The sequence below is a fragment of the Halomarina halobia genome, from assembly GCF_029338575.1.
Lineage (GTDB): Archaea > Halobacteriota > Halobacteria > Halobacteriales > Haloarculaceae > Halomarina > Halomarina halobia.
The window spans coordinates 970537-987227 of the sequence record NZ_CP119993.1 but is presented as its reverse complement, the minus strand read 5'-3'; the positions used below and the strand labels follow the sequence as shown (position 1 = coordinate 987227).

Annotated in this window: 18 protein-coding genes; 4 read left to right on the top strand and 14 right to left on the bottom strand. The window is 56.5% G+C overall.

Translation table 11 applies throughout. The features are described 5' to 3' along the window. Window positions 1-6: 6 nt before the first annotated feature. On the bottom strand, window positions 7-1293 hold the full coding sequence (locus tag P1K31_RS20005) for a DUF6414 family protein (RefSeq protein WP_438268330.1): 1287 nt from the start codon (window positions 1291-1293) through the stop codon (window positions 7-9). A gap of 23 nt (window positions 1294-1316) precedes the next feature. Beyond that, window positions 1317-2615 (bottom strand): ATP-binding protein, encoded by a 1299-nt coding sequence (locus P1K31_RS20000; RefSeq protein WP_276306116.1) that lies wholly within the window; start codon window positions 2613-2615, stop codon window positions 1317-1319. 201 nt (window positions 2616-2816) lie between these two features. Here P1K31_RS20000 and P1K31_RS19995 point away from each other — a divergent pair, with 201 nt between their 5' ends. Continuing rightward, entirely contained in the window at window positions 2817-4262 is a 1446-nt protein-coding gene (locus tag P1K31_RS19995; RefSeq protein WP_276306115.1) for a HEPN domain-containing protein, read from the top strand. A gap of 482 nt (window positions 4263-4744) precedes the next feature. Here P1K31_RS19995 and P1K31_RS19990 read toward each other — a convergent pair whose 3' ends face one another. The 8 genes from P1K31_RS19990 to P1K31_RS19955 all read right to left on the bottom strand — a co-directional run bounded on the left by P1K31_RS19990 (window position 4745) and on the right by P1K31_RS19955 (window position 9360). After that, window positions 4745-5326: a homing endonuclease associated repeat-containing protein gene (locus tag P1K31_RS19990; RefSeq protein WP_276306746.1), complete on the bottom strand. Its 582-nt coding sequence runs from the start codon at window positions 5324-5326 to the stop codon at window positions 4745-4747. A 97-nt stretch (window positions 5327-5423) separates the two neighbouring features. Then, entirely contained in the window at window positions 5424-5525 is a 102-nt protein-coding gene (locus P1K31_RS19985) for a homing endonuclease associated repeat-containing protein (protein WP_276306745.1), read from the bottom strand. A 322-nt stretch (window positions 5526-5847) separates the two neighbouring features. Beyond that, entirely contained in the window at window positions 5848-6744 is an 897-nt protein-coding gene (locus P1K31_RS19980) for a DNA-binding protein (RefSeq protein WP_276306114.1), read from the bottom strand. Between the two features lie 736 nt (window positions 6745-7480). Further along, the gene (locus P1K31_RS19975) at window positions 7481-7666 is read right to left on the bottom strand and encodes a hypothetical protein (protein ID WP_276306752.1); all 186 of its coding nucleotides are present in this window, start codon (window positions 7664-7666) and stop codon (window positions 7481-7483) included. Between the two features lie 18 nt (window positions 7667-7684). Continuing rightward, window positions 7685-8083 carry a type II toxin-antitoxin system death-on-curing family toxin gene (locus P1K31_RS19970; RefSeq protein WP_276306113.1) on the bottom strand — a complete coding sequence of 133 codons (399 nt, stop codon included), beginning with the start codon at window positions 8081-8083 and terminating at the stop codon, window positions 7685-7687. Window positions 8084-8328: 245 nt separating this feature from the next. Continuing rightward, window positions 8329-8661 (bottom strand): ribbon-helix-helix domain-containing protein, encoded by a 333-nt coding sequence (locus P1K31_RS19965; protein ID WP_276306112.1) that lies wholly within the window; start codon window positions 8659-8661, stop codon window positions 8329-8331. Window positions 8662-8746: 85 nt separating this feature from the next. Continuing rightward, window positions 8747-9070, bottom strand: coding sequence for a DUF7558 family protein (locus P1K31_RS19960; RefSeq protein WP_276306111.1), 324 nt, complete (start codon window positions 9068-9070; stop codon window positions 8747-8749). After that, the gene (locus P1K31_RS19955; protein ID WP_276306110.1) at window positions 9070-9360 is read right to left on the bottom strand and encodes a DUF8069 family protein; all 291 of its coding nucleotides are present in this window, start codon (window positions 9358-9360) and stop codon (window positions 9070-9072) included. Before P1K31_RS19955 ends, P1K31_RS19960 begins: the two co-directional genes overlap by 1 nt. A 200-nt stretch (window positions 9361-9560) precedes the next feature. On the opposite strand from P1K31_RS19955, the gene P1K31_RS19950 reads away from it, so the two are divergent. Beyond that, window positions 9561-10358 carry an alpha/beta fold hydrolase gene (locus P1K31_RS19950; RefSeq protein WP_276306109.1) on the top strand — a complete coding sequence of 266 codons (798 nt, stop codon included), beginning with the start codon at window positions 9561-9563 and terminating at the stop codon, window positions 10356-10358. A gap of 193 nt (window positions 10359-10551) precedes the next feature. On the opposite strand, the gene P1K31_RS19945 is transcribed toward P1K31_RS19950, so the two are convergent. Both P1K31_RS19945 and P1K31_RS19940 read right to left on the bottom strand, forming a co-directional pair. Then, window positions 10552-11949 (bottom strand): FAD-binding oxidoreductase, encoded by a 1398-nt coding sequence (locus tag P1K31_RS19945; protein ID WP_276306108.1) that lies wholly within the window; start codon window positions 11947-11949, stop codon window positions 10552-10554. A gap of 335 nt (window positions 11950-12284) precedes the next feature. Next, window positions 12285-13202: an alpha/beta hydrolase gene (locus P1K31_RS19940; RefSeq protein WP_276306107.1), complete on the bottom strand. Its 918-nt coding sequence runs from the start codon at window positions 13200-13202 to the stop codon at window positions 12285-12287. Window positions 13203-13450: 248 nt separating this feature from the next. On the opposite strand from P1K31_RS19940, the gene P1K31_RS19935 reads away from it, so the two are divergent. Further along, entirely contained in the window at window positions 13451-14269 is an 819-nt protein-coding gene (locus P1K31_RS19935; protein ID WP_276306106.1) for an MBL fold metallo-hydrolase, read from the top strand. Window positions 14270-14592: 323 nt separating this feature from the next. Then, complete coding sequence (locus P1K31_RS19930) at window positions 14593-14859, top strand: hypothetical protein (protein WP_276306105.1); 267 nt, start codon at window positions 14593-14595, stop codon at window positions 14857-14859. A gap of 35 nt (window positions 14860-14894) precedes the next feature. On the opposite strand, the gene P1K31_RS19925 is transcribed toward P1K31_RS19930, so the two are convergent. Continuing rightward, window positions 14895-16073: a DUF8186 domain-containing protein gene (locus P1K31_RS19925; protein ID WP_276306104.1), complete on the bottom strand. Its 1179-nt coding sequence runs from the start codon at window positions 16071-16073 to the stop codon at window positions 14895-14897. Window positions 16074-16099: 26 nt separating this feature from the next. Continuing rightward, the gene (locus P1K31_RS19920; RefSeq protein WP_276306103.1) at window positions 16100-16435 is read right to left on the bottom strand and encodes a hypothetical protein; all 336 of its coding nucleotides are present in this window, start codon (window positions 16433-16435) and stop codon (window positions 16100-16102) included. Window positions 16436-16691 lie beyond the last annotated feature (256 nt).

The following is a 16691-nucleotide window of genomic DNA, read 5'->3' as shown; positions in this document are numbered from 1 at the left end:
GCTCTCTCACCAGTACATCGCTACGGTTTTCGCTTCAATTCGGAAGACGTTGCTACTTTCGTCTAATCCATCGATTTGATCGCCAGCCCCGACAGTTTCTGAAGCGTCTGAGCGTAGTTGCTGACGTTTCTCATCACTAATAGGGTCTAGGTCAAACATCTCGATGAACGAATCTGTATACGCGTTAAGCACTTTCTTTCGCTCTGCTGTTTGACTAACCTCATCGCCAACATCAACAGTTCCCAAAGCCTCGACAATCAACTGCTCCTGTTCGTCCTCGGAAACATCTTGATCGTACTCGACTTCCAAAGATTTGGTGTACTGCTGAATATCTCGGCCCCACTGCGCAGCTGAATCAGTGGACCAGTCGGTGAAATTCTGAATCTCAGATAATTGGTTTCTTACATCTTGGAGCCCTCGTTCGAATTCCCGGTTCAAATTCTCCGCCGCCGCCTCTGAGAGACTGTTAACCGCACGAGTCACCTTCAACGGATACCAACGATCAATATCCACATCTTCCACTCTACAGTAGACCACGAACCGGTCGTTGTTGAATAAGGTCTGTATCGGGTCAACCCACAGACTATCCAAATTAAGCAGTGTAACAACCTCCAGATCTTCTGCGTCCTCCTTCTCGTCGCTATCAAGTTCAGCACTGCTTTTGATCGTCTTCCCGTCTTCTTCGTCGACGACTTTGTAATCAACAGCCTTGCCAACAACCGGAATACGATTGCCAAGACTATTGCCGATCAGCTCCAGCATTTCTTCGGTATCAGAATCAATTTGGTCTTCGAACGCATCAGCGAAATAGTCAATTGTCCGATATAACCTGAACAAAAGATTTGCGGAAATATTCACTCGAAGTTCGACTACATCACCACGAGTCAACTCATAGGTCGCAAGTCCTGAAAACGGTTCGTCTACAGAACCATCTTTTTTCGGTATCTGATCTAGTGACAGCTTCTTCTCCACTACATCGCTCTTGTACAACCTCGTAAACTTTGACTGAATCAAGTCGTAGTTCCGAGTCTCAACTGTCGTCCTTTGATGTTCACTTTCCTCTGAAACCTTCGCATTGACAGAGGCCGGGCCAGCAGATGCCGAACAACCTACACTAGACCCAGAACGCCGCCTTCGCATCTCCTCATTGACCGTCTCAGTAACAATACCGCCCTCACCAGTAGACGCTAAGAGACTCCTTACACTGATTTCGTCCAGATAAACGAATTCCCGGAGATCGTCAAATTGGTTATTAGCAAGCCATCGCTGTAGCCGTGACACCACTGAATACATTCTTTGACGGATTTTTAGACGGGTCATTCCTGCTGCCTCACCTCTTTTGTCTGCTGGCGTTTGGCCTCCCTTTGCTCATCGAACCTTTCGAGAGCGATCATGAAGTCCTCGTGATGAACTTCTGGTCGGTCTTCTTTGACCGCTATGAGTCCGGCTTTCTTTACTATGGATTCGAGGTCAGCACCCGACCATCCACGAGTCTGTTCTGCAATATTCTTGAAATCCACGGAGGATGAAACAGGCATATTCTGTGAGTGGACTTTTAGAATATCTCTTCGTTCTCCGGAGTCAGGCAGGCTGAATTCAATTTCCTCGTCAAATCGCCCTGGTCGTCGCACTGCCGGATCAATTACCTCGACCAAGTTGGTTGCGCCGATCACTACGATATCGCCTCGGTCCTCTAACCCGTCTAGCTCACTCAGAAACTGTGCAACGATCCGGCGTTCCGTCTCATCGGCACGATCCCGGCGAGGTACGACGCTGTCAATCTCGTCGATGAATACTACTGCGGGTTCGTCTTCTTCCTCTGCCTTCTGTTTGGCAGCTTCGAAGACATCTCGGATCTGGCGTTCGCTCTCTCCGTAGTATTTGCTCACGATTTCTGGGCCGCCGATATGGAAGAATGAGTCGGAAGACCCCCATTCGTTGGCAGCTGCCTTTGCCATCATGGTTTTCCCGGTGCCTGGAGGCCCGTAGAATAGGATTCCAAACCGGCCTTCAAGATCGAATTCAGCCATCTTGTCGGGCTTTTCCATTGGAAGGCTCACTGCCTCTGTGAGCCGGTCTTTTGCGTCCTGTAACCCGATTACGTCGTCAAATGTTACATTCTCAATATTTTCAGGCAGGAATAAGCTCCTTTGCTCGGTTTCTTCCTGCCTGTCTTCGTTGTCAGATCCCAGGTTCAGGTTGATTGCGTCTACTTCGATATCTGGCTTGGGCGTGATCTCGATCGGTTCCTCGTTTAAGACCTGAGAGAACGTTTGAGAAGGTGTTATTGCGATAGTGTATCCTTCCTCTATGGTTTCATCGGGACGATTGACTTCGACGAGTCCGTTTTCGGTTCTTATTGCAATGGTCTCGTCGAAGACGGCTTCTACAACTCCGACAGTTCTGCCTCGGTCAAAGCCTCCCTTCTTGACTACGTCCACTGCCCTGTCATTGTTACGACTAGAGATTGTTTCTTCGACTTTGACGATATCACTGACTTCGGCATCGTCCGTATGATTGGATACAGTGGCTGACCCGGAACCATCTATATAGCCTACAATGAGGTCGCCATTGTAGGCTATTTCATTAACAAGGGCCAGCTTCCCGTCACTCATGTTCTAAACTGATGATTCATACTTTCTTGAATCTACTTGATGAATGCTCACCGGTTCATGTCGTCGATTAGTAGACTTCGATAGATGTAACCTTTCATAGCCACCGCTGTGTCGAGGTAGCACAGTCTTGAAGACAGATTGGTTACTTTCCTTACTATGGGTAGTTCGGGCAGCGAATTGAAGCAGCGGGTTAGTGAGTGTGTGGATGATTTCGTCGAAACCGTTCGTGAGGAGCAGGATTTCGTCCCTAAACTCCGAATTGCCACAGGAGATCGGATGGACAGGAAAGAGAAGTTCATCGATGAGCCCTCCCGGATTATTACGTTCTATTCTTCACGCCAGCAGGAGTTCTTCGAAGAGACTGCAGAGTGGATGCATGAGACCGGAAACGGATTTGGTCTTAACGAGCCTGGTGACCCTGATGACGAAGACGTTGTATTTCTCGGCGCACCGGAGGACTACGAGCCTCCTGAGGAGCCGAATCTATTCTCCTACGTTAACGCGCTTTTCAACTTCGCTGGCACAGTGATGGATTATTCGGGAGGCTACGTGGTCACGGATGGAGGGTTCGATCGAGCATACGAGGAGCACTGGCTTCCGAAGTACGAGACTGGGCTGGAAACCTTCGAGATCATCATTCCATTTCACCTATTCAATATTCCACGAGACGACGAGGCAGTTATCGAATTATCGCCAGAATTTGAACTCCGTCGAAGACGTCACAATTACTATCGAGTTGAATCGCTTAAGATCTGCCCCATCACCGATTCAGAAAGGCTGGGTGTTCATACATCCTCAGCAGGTGGAGGGGAGCGGTTCGGTCTCAACCCTGTTGACGCCTGTGAGTACAAAATCCATGCAGAGATCGCGGCACGAGAATCTGAAGGCTCTCTCTATGATCCGGGGGAAGAAATTGGAGAGCGGTTAGCGACCGCACTGCGGCTTTTTGACCCCGACCCAGAAACAGGAGACCTGATAGTTGGCACATCCTTCCGACAAGAACCCAGTTGGCTTGAATTCAGAGAGGGAATCCCCGACTTCACAGTAATCGGAGACGCACACAAAGACCGAACACAACGGCAAGAAGCATACCTACTGTATCCAGATTCCGTTGATGAATTCACCGAGTTTTGGGGACGCCACTGTCGACGAATTCGTCTTGATAGGGACGGTCAGTTCACGCGTTCAATTCAGCGCTTTAACGAGATATGGTCGAAGCGGTTCTACGAAGATCAGCTCCTTGACTGTCTAATCGGGCTTGAGGGGCTTCTTCTCCAAGGAGTTGGATCGGGGGGCTCGATTACTCTCCGACTCAAACTACGTGGAGGCCAGATATTGCACGATAGGCTACCCTACAGACGGGAGTACATCCAGAAACTCCTACAGGACATCTACTCACTCAGGGGAGATATTGTGCACGAGAATCAGTATCTTGCGGATGTTTTAGAGCGGAATAGCCGTTTGAAGGTGTTAGACGAGAAGTTCGACCATCCGAAAGACGTGGTGGCTGAAGCGCGCCGTTTCATGGGCGCTTCTGTCGTCGCTTATATGGACTTGACTGAGAAGACAAGACTGAGTATCGACGAAATCGGCGAGCTGATGGATGAAGCGGCCCTTGGTGTGGACTCGTCTGAGTTATTCGGCTAATTCTTGGATTTACGTAGAGGGTTTTGAGTCACGAAATGAGTCACCACGCCGCATTAGAACTGAATACTCTCACTATTCTGATCTTGGGTTTCACACCTGTGTTGCTGGATTCGTTCTGGCAACCCAACTTTCCCACAGATCGGACACTCCTGTAACGGCGTTGGCGGCAGGCTGTCCCAGACGTCCAATGCGGCCGTCAACTGTGCCTCGACGATGGGAGAGGTGGTCGCTCGTTTCGCTTCTTCAAGATGAATTCGAAGTCGCTCACGTGTTGTGAGAGTGGTTTCCTTGGACATACTTCGGTGAGGGCACGCTATCGCTGTGCCCTCCGCCCCTCGAGGGACAACAAAATCTACACGTACTAAGAGCGGTCTTGGGATTCCTTCAACAAGGAGCTTCTACAGAAACACTCGACTGTTACGAGATATCTGGACGTAATGGAGAGAGTTCTTCCCACTGTGCATGATGTTCGACGCAAAGCGTCACGAGGTTTTCGAGCATATTTGCTCGTTCGTAGTCGATCTCTCCATCATCATCCTGAAACGAGCGTGGTGGGATGATGTAATGCACGTGCAGGCTATTGCTGAACTGATTTCGATGAGTTTCACTGGAGATTTAACATCCTGGATGTAACACTCGTAAGAATCACGCTCTAACGCTCGTTTTCGTGTTGTCTTCCAATTCGGCCCGTACCAGAGCCGTTCTCGTTTTTCCGCCCCGGCCCACAATGGATGGTCAGGGCCGGTAAACAGGGTGAATGGCTCGTACCCTGCAGTCGTGATCGCTTCATTCCAACTCCCAAATTTCCGGATGTAGCCACGGAGAGAGTACCGGCCATCGCTCTTCAAATCGGAGATGAAGGGAGCACGACCGAGGTTCTCGGCTAATCGGTGGATCTCTTCGAGGAGTTCTTCACGCGGAATTTTCTCGTGATTGGGCTCGAATCCGGAACTTCGTAGCGCATTATTCCAGCTTCCGAAGTGCTTGCTGGCTGCTTTTCTCGAATACTGTCCGTACTCGTTCATCTCCTCGGCCGTCGGCGGATGCCCGAGCTGCTCGCTCAGTGATTGAATGGCTTCGACAACCTCCGCTTTCGAGACGGTCGATGGTTTGTTGATTTCGAGACCCGCCTCCCGGAGTGCATCGTTCCAGGTTCCAAATTCAGTGATTGTACGTTTTCCGCGTGTACCGCCCCTCTTCGTCCATCTCGCTCATAGTCGGTGAATGACCGAGTTCCGTCGCGAGACGCTGTAGCGCGCGTATGAATTACAGTCTCGCTGCTTGTCATCTCGGTGGTTCTGCGAGATGTGGCCTGCTTTCTTTGGGCCTGATTCGAACTCGGTGCCGCAGTACTCGCATTCGTAGCTGTCTGTCTCGTTGGACATACTGGGTCAGCGAACGCGAACCGAAGGCGCTCGCACCCCTTGGTGCGCCAACAAACTCTCAGTGCCTCGCGGACTGACCTGTTATCAAGGTCGTGGCTGCGCGCGCAGCGACCGCCGGGAGCGAGCACGGAGCGGAGGGTGGGGCGGTGGGGTCCGGGTCGGTCCGGTACGTAGCAAAAAACAGGAGATACGACGACCGGCTACTCCCACCACCGACCGCGCTCGGGGAAATGAACGGTGCTCCACCCGGTCAGAGCCACGGAGACGCGCCCGTTGTACCAGTTCTTCGCCGCGCCGTGAATTCGAACACGCTCGCCCTCTTCGATCCAGGGTTGGTCACTCGCAACCCACGACGTCAGCTTCGTTCGACCACTTTCGTCTTCGATGAGGCCGACTTGGGAAATCGCTGAACTCGACGACTCCCAAAGCTGCGTCACACGACCCTCGATACTCACCTCTTTGCGACTGACGTCCCTGAGCTTTCCGATGGGAATCATCGTCCCAGGTGCCGTCTGCAACTCCTCGAACACCCCGACGACCGCGCTCATCAGGTCTTTCCTACCGACGACGGCTTCACCCAGCCGCCGACCAATCGCCGCTCGCGACCAGCCATCCAGCTTCTTCGCCAGCCGTATCGACTGCTTGTTCACCGCCGCCAACTGCTCCTGCGTGAGTTCTGCCCGGGGATCACCTCGTTCCGGGTCCGCCATCGGATTCACGCTTGCCGCCCGTTTCTGAAACTCGACACGTCGCTCAGCGCTCCGCTTCGCCGCGATGTCTCGCGTCCGCTTCTCCCGACCGTTTTGCGTCCCCAGTTCAGCCTGGCCACTGATGCGCTCCAGCTCAGCCTCCCGCGCCCGAATGCGCTCTTCCTGCTCGAGGGTCGCACCGTAGATTCGCTCGTCACTGGTGTCGACCATCCCGTCCGGGTGGTTGGCATCGACCTTCGCTTGGATCTCCATCTCGACCGTCGCCCGGAACTCCGGCGTCTCATCGACGACTTCGAAGCCGTCCTCGTCGACCGCCGCTTCGTCCGCTTTATCGAATGCCTGTTCATCGACCGAAACCTCATTACCGAAGACGTTCTTACTTGACATTGGAATCTACCTGGATTCCGAAGGCGCTCACGCGCCCGACACCGCGATGCTATGACATCGCGGTTCTTCGACGACACCGACCGACAGAACCATCTGCGCGCTCTCGCTCGCGCCTTCGCGAGCACCCCCTGGGGCGCGAGCGAGAGCGCGCCTCAGGGAGGCTACCCAACCAGCACCGCGCGCCGTCTCATCGAGCGCAGCGAGGTGAGGCTCGGGGCGCGAACGTAGTGAGCGACCCGGCGACCGCCCGGAGCGAGTGTCCAGCGGAGTAAGCGTGGGGGGTGAGCAGCCACGCCGCGCAACCCCCCCGCGGTTACCCGCTGGCGTCGAGACCAGATTCATTTTAGCCCGGAACGGGCGCGGGCGGTGCGGAGAGCGCCCGCAGGCCCGGAATGGTCGGTCGCGAGCGACGCAGAGGGCGGCAGCGGCGAGCGGGGCGGGCCGTAGAGTATCACCTGTTCAGCCGGACACGACGCTCAGTGACCCAACCGACATCCTGGTGGACTCAGAAAGGGCGAGGCCGTCTCGGTCGTCCCCCGACCCCGCTAGCACCGAGTGAAACGAGGCGCGCAGCGTGGGTCGGGGGATGCCGAGCGGCCGAGGGCTTTCGAGACTGTGTGGCCTGTTGCAGGGCGCAGCCTCGTTAGTTGGAGGCCGAACCCCGGAAAGTAGGTCTTCAATGAGCTGGCCGGCAGTCACGAACGACGCCGTAGAAAGCAACGGGGAGGGGAATCAGTCACTCGTCCTCGAGTGCCGCGTAGATTTCGGCGTGCCGGCGTCCATCGAGCTTCCCCATTTCGAGAGCGATCTCGTGGCGTTCCTCGTCGCTGTCGGCCGCCTGATACCGCTCGTACAGCTGGCGGACTTCGTCGTCGACCGTCGCCGAGGAATCGGTGCTGGACGCCATCTCTGTGTCGAACATACTCTGTGTGTCCCTTTATCAGTTGCGACGAGCGCACGCTCGGAAGTAGACGACTGCTGTTTCGGTGTCGGCGGCGGCTTCGTTGGTTGCGAACCGATGCAGTAAGGCGCGAATCTCGTCACCGTAGTCGAACGTGTACCCGTTCAGCATGTAGAAGACGACCACCGTTCGGAGCGCCGTTCGCTTGTTCCCGTCGACGAACGGATGATCCGCAACAAGAAGCCGCATCAGATGTACCGCTTTTTCGTGTATGGTCTGAGGCACCTCGTCGAAGAACCCCTCCGAAATGTACTGCAGCGTGGATGCAATCGCGTCCTCCGATCGAACTCCGGGTTCCGTGGCGTCGCCTTCCTCGACGATCTGCTCGTGTAGATCGAGGATGAGGTCAACGGAGGGATACGCGATGTCGTCAGTCACACGCTGACTCTCTCATGCCAGCCGATAATCGTTTCTGAGGAGGCTGCTCCCATCCACCCCTATGCAATCTAGCCGAATGGTCGGTCGCGAGGGAAGCGAGGCGCTCCCTGCAGCCAGCGCTTCTTGGACCATGTATGCGTTGATCGCTGATGTCGTCTCACCGCGGTCAATTTCGGCAAGCAATTCAGCGGCTTGCTCGTTGGTTCGCAGCGTCCCGAAGACCCACAGATTCGTATCGAGAATCTTCACGCGTCGGACCCGTATACCTGCTCAGACGTCTCCTCACGTGCTTCTTCGACGGCTCGTTCGAGGTCGTCCGCATCGACCTTTTCGCCGAGCGCCGCGAGCTCAGCGTCGATCTCACTATCGGACTCGCGGCTCTGTTCAGCTTGGGCGTGTAGCTGTTCAAGCCGAAGCGCAGCGATTGCTGTGTCGTCGTTGAGTTCTCGGAGGTGGGCGCGGCAGGCCTCCTTGATAAACTCGCTTTTGTTTGTATAGATGCCCGTTTCATCGAGGAACCGCTCGATCTCGGTGTCAAGCTCGACTGGAAACTTGACGCTAACACTTGCGTATTTCATGGTAATACCATCGTGCTACAGGAATATAAACGGCGTGCTCAGACTGTACTCCGGTGGTAGAGAGGGCAACAGTCAGCAATACCTCTCATTCGACGAGATGCTCATCGAGATCTCGAGTCCAGTACGTTGCGAGCCCGCCAGGACTACAGCGGACACAGAGGTGTAGTGTCCCCTCGAGATGCCCGAGATCCACACGAAATCTCGTGAGCGCGGCGAGCGTGTCGACGACGAGGCCACAGCTATCACAGGCGTGGTGATCTCGGTCGTCGGGGTCGGCCCGGGCTTGGACGGCGCAGTCGACACAGATCGGATGCGAAACCCGCTCGTCTTTGCCCCAGGTGAAGGCGGCGCCACGCTCCGCCCCGGGAAGCGCATCGCAGAACGCACATCCCGAAAGCGTCTGCTGCATTACGACGTCTCCTCGTCGGCATCCCGGCCAGCCGTCCACCCACGATGGAAGACGGCGAGCTGCCAAATCGAGTCGAACGCTTCGCCACTCGGTTCGTGAACGTGGACTCGCTGGTCGACGACCGCCGTCACGACGTCGTCGTCGACGAGGTGACTGACGAGTCGTCGTGCGGTCGTCTCGTCGACGTCCGCCGTCGCCACCCGGGCCACATCCCGGTCCTGTGTGAGATATTCGGCTTCGAGTCGTTCGTGATCGGCTGCCGTATCATCGAGTATATCTGGACGAGTCATGGAACCTCATGCTCCGGCACGCTCGCAAGCGCGCCTCGCGCCTCCTGGCGCTGACAAACCTCAACGAGAGCGGTATGAGTGGTCAGATCGGAGTGGGAGGGTTTGTTGAAACCCTCAATAACTGATAGCACTGACGTGCGAAATATAGAGGCTGAGTTCAGCACGAATAGTTATCTGGATACGAGCTGAAGTATGAATTTATGCCAGTTACCGAATGCAATGGAGCTACCCTCTATTATGAGGAGTACGGAGAGGGGCAGCCGCTCGTGTTTCTCCATGGGGCGTGGATGGGGATCCGGTTTTTCGAGCCACAGCTAACGGATCTTTCGGACGAGTATCGAACAGTAGCTCTCGATTTCAGAGGCCACGGTCGGTCGGAGAAGACAGAGCACGGCCACACTGTACGCCAATATGCCCGTGATGTAGACGAATTTCTCACCAACCGGAATCTGGACGATGTTGTGCTGGTCGGGTGGTCGATGGGTGCGGGTGTCACATGGGAGTATGTTGATCAGTTCGGAACGGAACGGGTACAAGCACTGGTCAATGTAGACGCTGAGCCATCCCCGTTCCAGCAGGACGACTACGAATTCGGACGAATGGGGCTGAAGGGGCTCAGCGATGCCTTCGTCGATATCCAGACTGATCATCTGAGTCTCATCGAACGGGAGAACGAATTACTGCTCAAAGATTCACCTCCACGGGAACTCGAAACCATGATGTTCGACGAGGCATCACGTACTCCACCCCCGATCAAGAGCGCAATCTACGCCGATATCTTGCGCAAACCACCAGACGTCTTCCCTGACATCGACGTCCCAATGTTAGTGTGCGCCGGAGCGGACGAGAAGTGGCGGAGCGTCGAATCTGTCAAAGAGGTCGCGGAACTCGTCCCGGACAGCAGATTTGAATTATTCGAAGAAAGCGGTCATTGTATCACCATCGAGGAACCCGAGCGATTCAATCAGATCCTGAGCGATTTCGCTGACTCACTTTGATGCATATGCACTGTCTATTCAGACGGGTAGTCCAAACTCCGCAGACTCTATTAGGAACTTCGTGACCGACTCGGAGCATGCATTCAGCAAAGAGTCTCCGTTTATTTCCCTGTTCCTTCTCTGAAACAGTGGTCAGCACGAGAGAGTGAGTTCCGCAGAGGGGACGATCAGGGTAACCAGCCCGACGACCGAATCAGGCCGTCGGCGCGACGTTCTGGTTCCGGTGGAACAGGTTGTCTGGGTCGTACTTCCGCTTGAGCTCTACAAGCCGGTCGTAGTTCTCGCGGTAGGCGGCTCGCTCCTCGCCCACCTCCTCAGGAATGAAATTGACGTAGACGCCACCGGTAGCATGGGGAGTCATCGCCTCGTGAAGCTCACGGGTCCAGGCGATGCACTCGTCGTCTTGGGCCGGGGTGGTCCAGCGCGTGTGGAGGTTCATGAGGAACTCCGCATCTCGATGGGGGTACGCCGTTGCGTCCACGGGCACGTCGTTGATAGCACCGCCGAGCTGGGCGATGGCAATCTCACTCTCCGGTGTGGGAAGCGACTCACCGTACTTGACGAAGGTGTCGATCATCCCGTCAGTGAACTCGACGAAGTTGTGGGACTTCCAGTAGTTCCGCGCCCCGGAGGTGAGCAGGCCGTCGAACCCCTGCTGCCAGCCGGCGTAGGGGTGGGGGCCGATGGCGTCGGCGATGGGGTCGCCGATCTCCCGCAGCGGCTGCAGGGCTGCCTCGCCGTCGGTCAGAGCGCCATCGTAGTAGACTGCGATTACGAGCACCTTCTCGCCGTGCCACTCCTCCGGGATGAACGGGAGCGGCGGGGCGTGCCTGATGACCATCCAGGCGGTCACCTCGTCAGGGGCCTCGGCGACGAACTCGCGGTAGGCCTCCATCACGTCGGCCGTGTCATCGAACGGGTGAACGAGCAGCCCCGAGAGCACCTCGGGCCCAACTTCGTGGAGGTCGAACTCGAAGGACGTGACGACGCCGAAGTTGCCGCCGCCACCGCGGAGCCCCCAGAAGAGGTCGGCGTGTTCGTCCTCGCTGGCGTGAACGAGACTGCCATCGGCCGTGACTACGTCCGCCCCTAAGAGGTTGTCCGCTGTGAGACCGTACCTGCGGGAGAGCCAGCCGAAGCCCCCGCCGAGCGCCAGGCCGGAGATGCCCGTTGTCGAATTGTATCCGACGGGCGTGGCGAGGCCGAACGCCTGCGCCTCGTGGTCGAACTCTGCGAGTATTACGCCCGGTTCGACCCGCGCAGTCTTCGCCTCTGGGTCGATACGGACGGACTTCATGGGCGAGAGGTCAATCACGAGCCCATCGTCAACGCTGGCGTTCCCGGCGATGTTGTGGCCCGCGCCCTTCACGGCGACGGGCATGCCCTGTTCGCGGGCGAAGTTCACCGCCGCGATGACGTCGGCGACGCCCGCACACTGGGCGATCAACGTGGGCCGTCGGTCGATCATGGCGTTCCAGATCGTCCGGGCTTCGTCGAACTCCGCCGTCTCCGGTGAAAGGAGTGCACCGCGGAATCTCGTCTCAAGTTCTGATACTGTACTCTCGTCTAACGGGGTGGCGTGAATGGCCAAGATAATTTCTCCGAGGTAGTGTAGGCGGTGTGAGTATATGTAGTTATGCAAGATTATTAACCATATATTTTCCGTCATCTGTCTTGATTCCAGGTGGAGATTTCTTCCGAGTCATGGGAAATATGCCCACTCTATCTCGCAGTGCCACAACGAACTACCGGGGAGCTGTCAGTAGGGACGTGCAAGATAGAGGATGTAGTCTGCAGAGACGGTTCCGTGTTTCCACTTATTTAGGGAACAGTCGGGGTGATTTCATACTCCAACAACCGGCTGACAACGGTTGACAGAGGCACGCTCCACAGTGGTGGGCTCAGTGCCACGACAGGACGAAACATCTATTCTCGATCACCCGGGGAGAGAAAATTCTCAGTGAGGAACCGAGATTGAGCGGTTGATGCTCGGTCAAACGTCTCGCTGGGGTAATACAGCAGTCCGAAATGACCACCTGGAATATCGACCCACTCTTTTGATCCGGCGAGTCGCTCGAAGGCGTCGCGTGCCACGGCAGGGTTGGCCCGGGCCATCTCGTCCGTGGGCGACACCATGAACAACGCCGGACAGGAAACGTCCGGCGCGCACAGTCCGGGCGACCACTCGGGATCCGTGGGACGAACAATCGTAACCTCATTCTGCCAGTTCGTTCCCGGACGCGTTCCGTACCCGGTGAACCACCGAAATGCCGTCTCGGGTTTGAGTGCCGACGGGCTTCGATCTTGGTCGTCCCACACGACCGGCATTGGACCCGCGATCTCGTTCGCCCCGGGGTCGATAGTCCCCGAGCGTACCATCCGTTTCATCGATTCCCGGAGGGATCCATTGGAATCGGTCGGCGGCATATCCTCTCCGAGCGCTGGGCACTGAACGACCAGCGCCACAACTCGTTCGTCGAGAGCGGCCACGACCAGCGCAGCACCGCTACTGTAACTATCGCCCCAGACAGCGATACGAGTCGGATCGATGTTATCGAGCGTGGTCCCAAAGGTGATCGCATCACGATACCCCCGTGACTGGATCCAGGGGTTGATCTGCTGACGTGGCTCACCCCCACTCGCACCGAAGCCTCGGTGATCGTACAGCAACACCGCAAAGCCTGCTGCCTCAAAGACCTCCGCATACCTATCGAGCACCATCTGTTTGGTTGCGGAGGTTCCATGAGCCATGACAACCAACGGCCACGGTGGCGACGTGTCCGGCGAATAGAACCATCCGCTCAGTTCCGCGCCTTCCGATTCGAATGCCACGTCTTGTCTCATACGATTTAATACGCTGCGTGTGGCGAAATACTCGGTTGGCCTCTATCTGTCAGAACCGACCTGCGAGATTCAGAGCGTGCATGCAGCATGCTGGGAACTGGGGACAGGCACTCATTCTCTATTATTAATAACATAGGTTTATCCTCTCGCGAGCCGTAATTCTTTGTGACTCTCCGAGTTCGTCTCCTTGGTCAGTGTCGTCGAGACCCAGTAGGATTTTCTCAGAGGTTCAAACACCAGAGAAGCCTATGGCAACAGCACAAGAAACCCTGAAAGGGATCGTCACGCAACGGAACATGCGAATCCCTTGGAACATCGAATCCCAGCTCAGAGAAGAGCAAGTGGCCACGGAGGTGGCCGATGGGGTCTACCAGCTCTGTTCGACCATGACCAACATATACCTCATTGAGGACGATGATGGACTCACATTGGTCGATGCAGGAGTCCCTGCGCAAATGGAACTGCTGGAGGCCGGACTCGAGTGTATCGGCGCCGAAATGACCGACATCAAGGCGGTGATTCTCACGCACGTCGATCCGGATCATATCGGACTCGCAGAACCGCTACGCAAGGCCGGGATTCCCGTTTGGGTCCCCGAAGAGGGGTACGAGACAGCGTTGAACGGCTTAGGCAAGCCACCGCTCGCACTCTTCTTCTTCATGTGGCGGCCCGCGTACGCGCGATTCATCCGCGCGCTGATGCAGGCTGGCATGACCGACGCGGAACCCATCGCTGAGGCACACACATTCACCGACGGGCAGGTATTAGACGTCCCCGGTCACCCAGAAGTGATCGCTACACCTGGACATAGGAAGGAACACTGTTCGTTCTGGTTGCCAGAGAGACGAATCCTCTTCTCTGGCGACGCCCTGATTACGATGGATATCATGAGTGGGAAGGCTGTGGCGCCTGAGCCCGTGCGAGGCGGGAACCTGTTCAACTACGATAAAGGCCAACAGATGGAGTCCGCACGAAAATTGGGTACGCTCGGCCACGTCACCCTGCTCCCGGGACACGTGCAGCCCTGGGAGGGGGATCTCGGGGCGCGGTATCCTTCCGCAGAGTAACGGCCGGATTATGCGGTTCCATCCGCGCTGCATATGCGCCCTCTATTCAGCACGACCGCTGAGACCTATCACTAAATAATCGTTTCAACAAGGTCATGATATTAACATAACAGGGCTATACGTGATGGTTGTCACGGTAGGCTCGGAGGATTACTCCTCCCCTGTCAGAGGCACTACGTGGCCGGGCAAGACCCCTCAACTCCCCCCTCTCCGCTGTTCATGTTGTGTGTACTACGGACTCCCGTGTGATATCCGTCCCACGACGAACTCGCAGACGGACAAGCGCTACTCTACACATCATAGCCGTATATCGAAGCGCGATGATGACCCCAATCGTCAAACCCGGAGACACCGATACTCTACGTAATGGAGAATTCGCGGCCCCGATCAACTCCAGTGAGGAAGCCGCGCTCGATCATCTCGAGCAGTACTTCGACAGCGCGGGGACTGACGAGACTCTCACGCGCGAGGACGCCGTCGCTCATCAGAGTATCGAACGTGCCGACGCACGAGCACACATCGAGCAGCTGCTCCTGAAGGGCTATCTCTACGAGGTCGATGACGAACTGCGGCTGCCATCACGCCCCTGAGGGGATGGACGTCGACCGTCTCTCGCTTTCGTCCCTTACAGCCAGACCATCGCGACGGCAACAGTGAGGAGCACGAGTACAACCCAGGCCTTCGTTGCCCAGAGCTGTCGCCCGACCTGCCTACACAGCTGGCAGAGTTGATCCCGAAGGGCTGCATGGCGTTCTGCTTCGAGAACCTGCACTTCGTCGTAGTAGTCGCGTCGATCCGCAGGCAGCCTCCGCGTCTGTGGGGCCTCGAACTGGAGGACAATCCGGTCGATTCCCTCCTCTGAGCGGACGACCGTCTGTGTGACGCTGAGGTGCTGGTTTGTCGTGACGACCACTGGAGTGCTGTCCTGGACCGTGTGCGAGAGGGTGAGCGTCTCATCAGCCGTCGTATTCGATGGCTGCCAGCCACCGCCGTCGCGGGCATACGACGTCTTCTGAACGGTGACGGTCGAGTTGATCGTCGCGCGTACCTCCATTGTCGTCGGCTCGGTCGCGTTCGCCCCAGCGTACTCGAGTTGGCGCGGCGACGCTGAATCACTGTCCCACGTCTGAGTGCCGATTCGGACGCTCCGGTTGACCTGCTGATCGAGGAGCGTGTACGAGAAACAGGTCTTGGTGTCGCTGACGACGGTACACGTCCGGTTCGGAAGGAGCGTCGAGTAATCGAGATAGGTCAGGACCGTCCCGTTTCGGGGAATTAGCAGTCGATTGCTGGCGTTTTCGGTTTGGTTGCCCTCGCCAGTACCGATGCGTGTCTGTGCACCTTCCTTCGTGCCGAGAATCGTGATGTGGGCGTCTTTGACGACCGTCCCGTTCGAACGCTGGGAATCGGGCAACCAGAGGCTCGTCGATTCGTTGCGCCGAATCGAGTCCAACTGGGCGCGGCGATACTCACTGAGTGTCTGCTGGTTCGGGCCGGCGCGATAGGGCGGCTGTGTCGTCGCATACGAAAAATCACGCATCCGACTGATGTTCGCCAGCGAGGCGTTCTCCGTGCGGACGACGTCGTCGATGCCGGGGAGCACGAACGGGGGGAGCGTTCCAGCATCCGGGTCACGGTCGTCGGAGATGAAGGCGTGCGTCGAACCGTTGGGCGCGTCACCGACCGGTGCCGTGACCGCATTCCCGAGCGGGAGCGCGAGCAGGGCAACGACCAGCAGGCCAGTGAGAGGACGACGGTCCATCATAGAGGCAATGTGAGAGGTGGCGGAGTGGGGATCGACCACGGTACCCCGTACCCCGAATGCACTGCTCAGGGCAGGAGTGGGACAACCATCCCTGGAGCGAGGTTTTCGAAGAGACTGACGAACACGTTGTAACTGACCGAGAGGACGATCATCCCGGCACCACCCCACATCGCCCGCCAGCCCCATTGTGCCCGATCAGCACTCCGGCGGGAAACAAACCAGAGGGCCGCGCCGATGAGAAAGACGATCACGCCGATCTGGCCGAGCGTGGTCGCCACGAACTCCTCGATCTGAGTGAGCGAGCTGTTGATTTCGCTTTGTTGGGCGGCAGCGATGCCTGTACTTGCACTGAACGCGAGCAGGACGATCAGGGATCGTGCGACACCGTCACGATGGCGCATACGTGGTTTATTATAGTGACGGTACTAAAAACCTCAGATAACAACATCGATGTAACTTTCCTGGATGATAACAAGCGATTTCGGCACACAACATTAGCAAGAATACTCCGCCGAGACGGCTACCTATTGTGTTCCGATACCGGTAATCGAGCGTTATTCAGCCCAGCAGTCTTGCAGAGATACTCATTCAGAACAACCCGTGACCATACTTCAGTAGTAGACCATCTACCGTCTTCGGTACGTATGAATGGCCGAG

Coding starts and splice junctions, on each gene's coding strand:
- P1K31_RS20005 (WP_438268330.1), bottom strand. CDS start 1,293: ATGTATTCAGTGGTGTCACGGCTACAGCGATGGCTTGCTAATAACCAA.
- P1K31_RS20000 (WP_276306116.1), bottom strand. CDS start 2,615: ATGAGTGACGGGAAGCTGGCCCTTGTTAATGAAATAGCCTACAATGGC.
- P1K31_RS19980 (WP_276306114.1), bottom strand. CDS start 6,744: ATGTCAAGTAAGAACGTCTTCGGTAATGAGGTTTCGGTCGATGAACAG.
- P1K31_RS19975 (WP_276306752.1), bottom strand. CDS start 7,666: ATGTTCGACACAGAGATGGCGTCCAGCACCGATTCCTCGGCGACGGTC.
- P1K31_RS19965 (WP_276306112.1), bottom strand. CDS start 8,661: ATGAAATACGCAAGTGTTAGCGTCAAGTTTCCAGTCGAGCTTGACACC.
- P1K31_RS19960 (WP_276306111.1), bottom strand. CDS start 9,070: ATGCAGCAGACGCTTTCGGGATGTGCGTTCTGCGATGCGCTTCCCGGG.
- P1K31_RS19955 (WP_276306110.1), bottom strand. CDS start 9,360: ATGACTCGTCCAGATATACTCGATGATACGGCAGCCGATCACGAACGA.
- P1K31_RS19950 (WP_276306109.1), top strand. CDS start 9,561: ATGCCAGTTACCGAATGCAATGGAGCTACCCTCTATTATGAGGAGTAC.
- P1K31_RS19940 (WP_276306107.1), bottom strand. CDS start 13,202: ATGAGACAAGACGTGGCATTCGAATCGGAAGGCGCGGAACTGAGCGGA.
- P1K31_RS19935 (WP_276306106.1), top strand. CDS start 13,451: ATGGCAACAGCACAAGAAACCCTGAAAGGGATCGTCACGCAACGGAAC.
- P1K31_RS19930 (WP_276306105.1), top strand. CDS start 14,593: ATGACCCCAATCGTCAAACCCGGAGACACCGATACTCTACGTAATGGA.
- P1K31_RS19920 (WP_276306103.1), bottom strand. CDS start 16,435: ATGCGCCATCGTGACGGTGTCGCACGATCCCTGATCGTCCTGCTCGCG.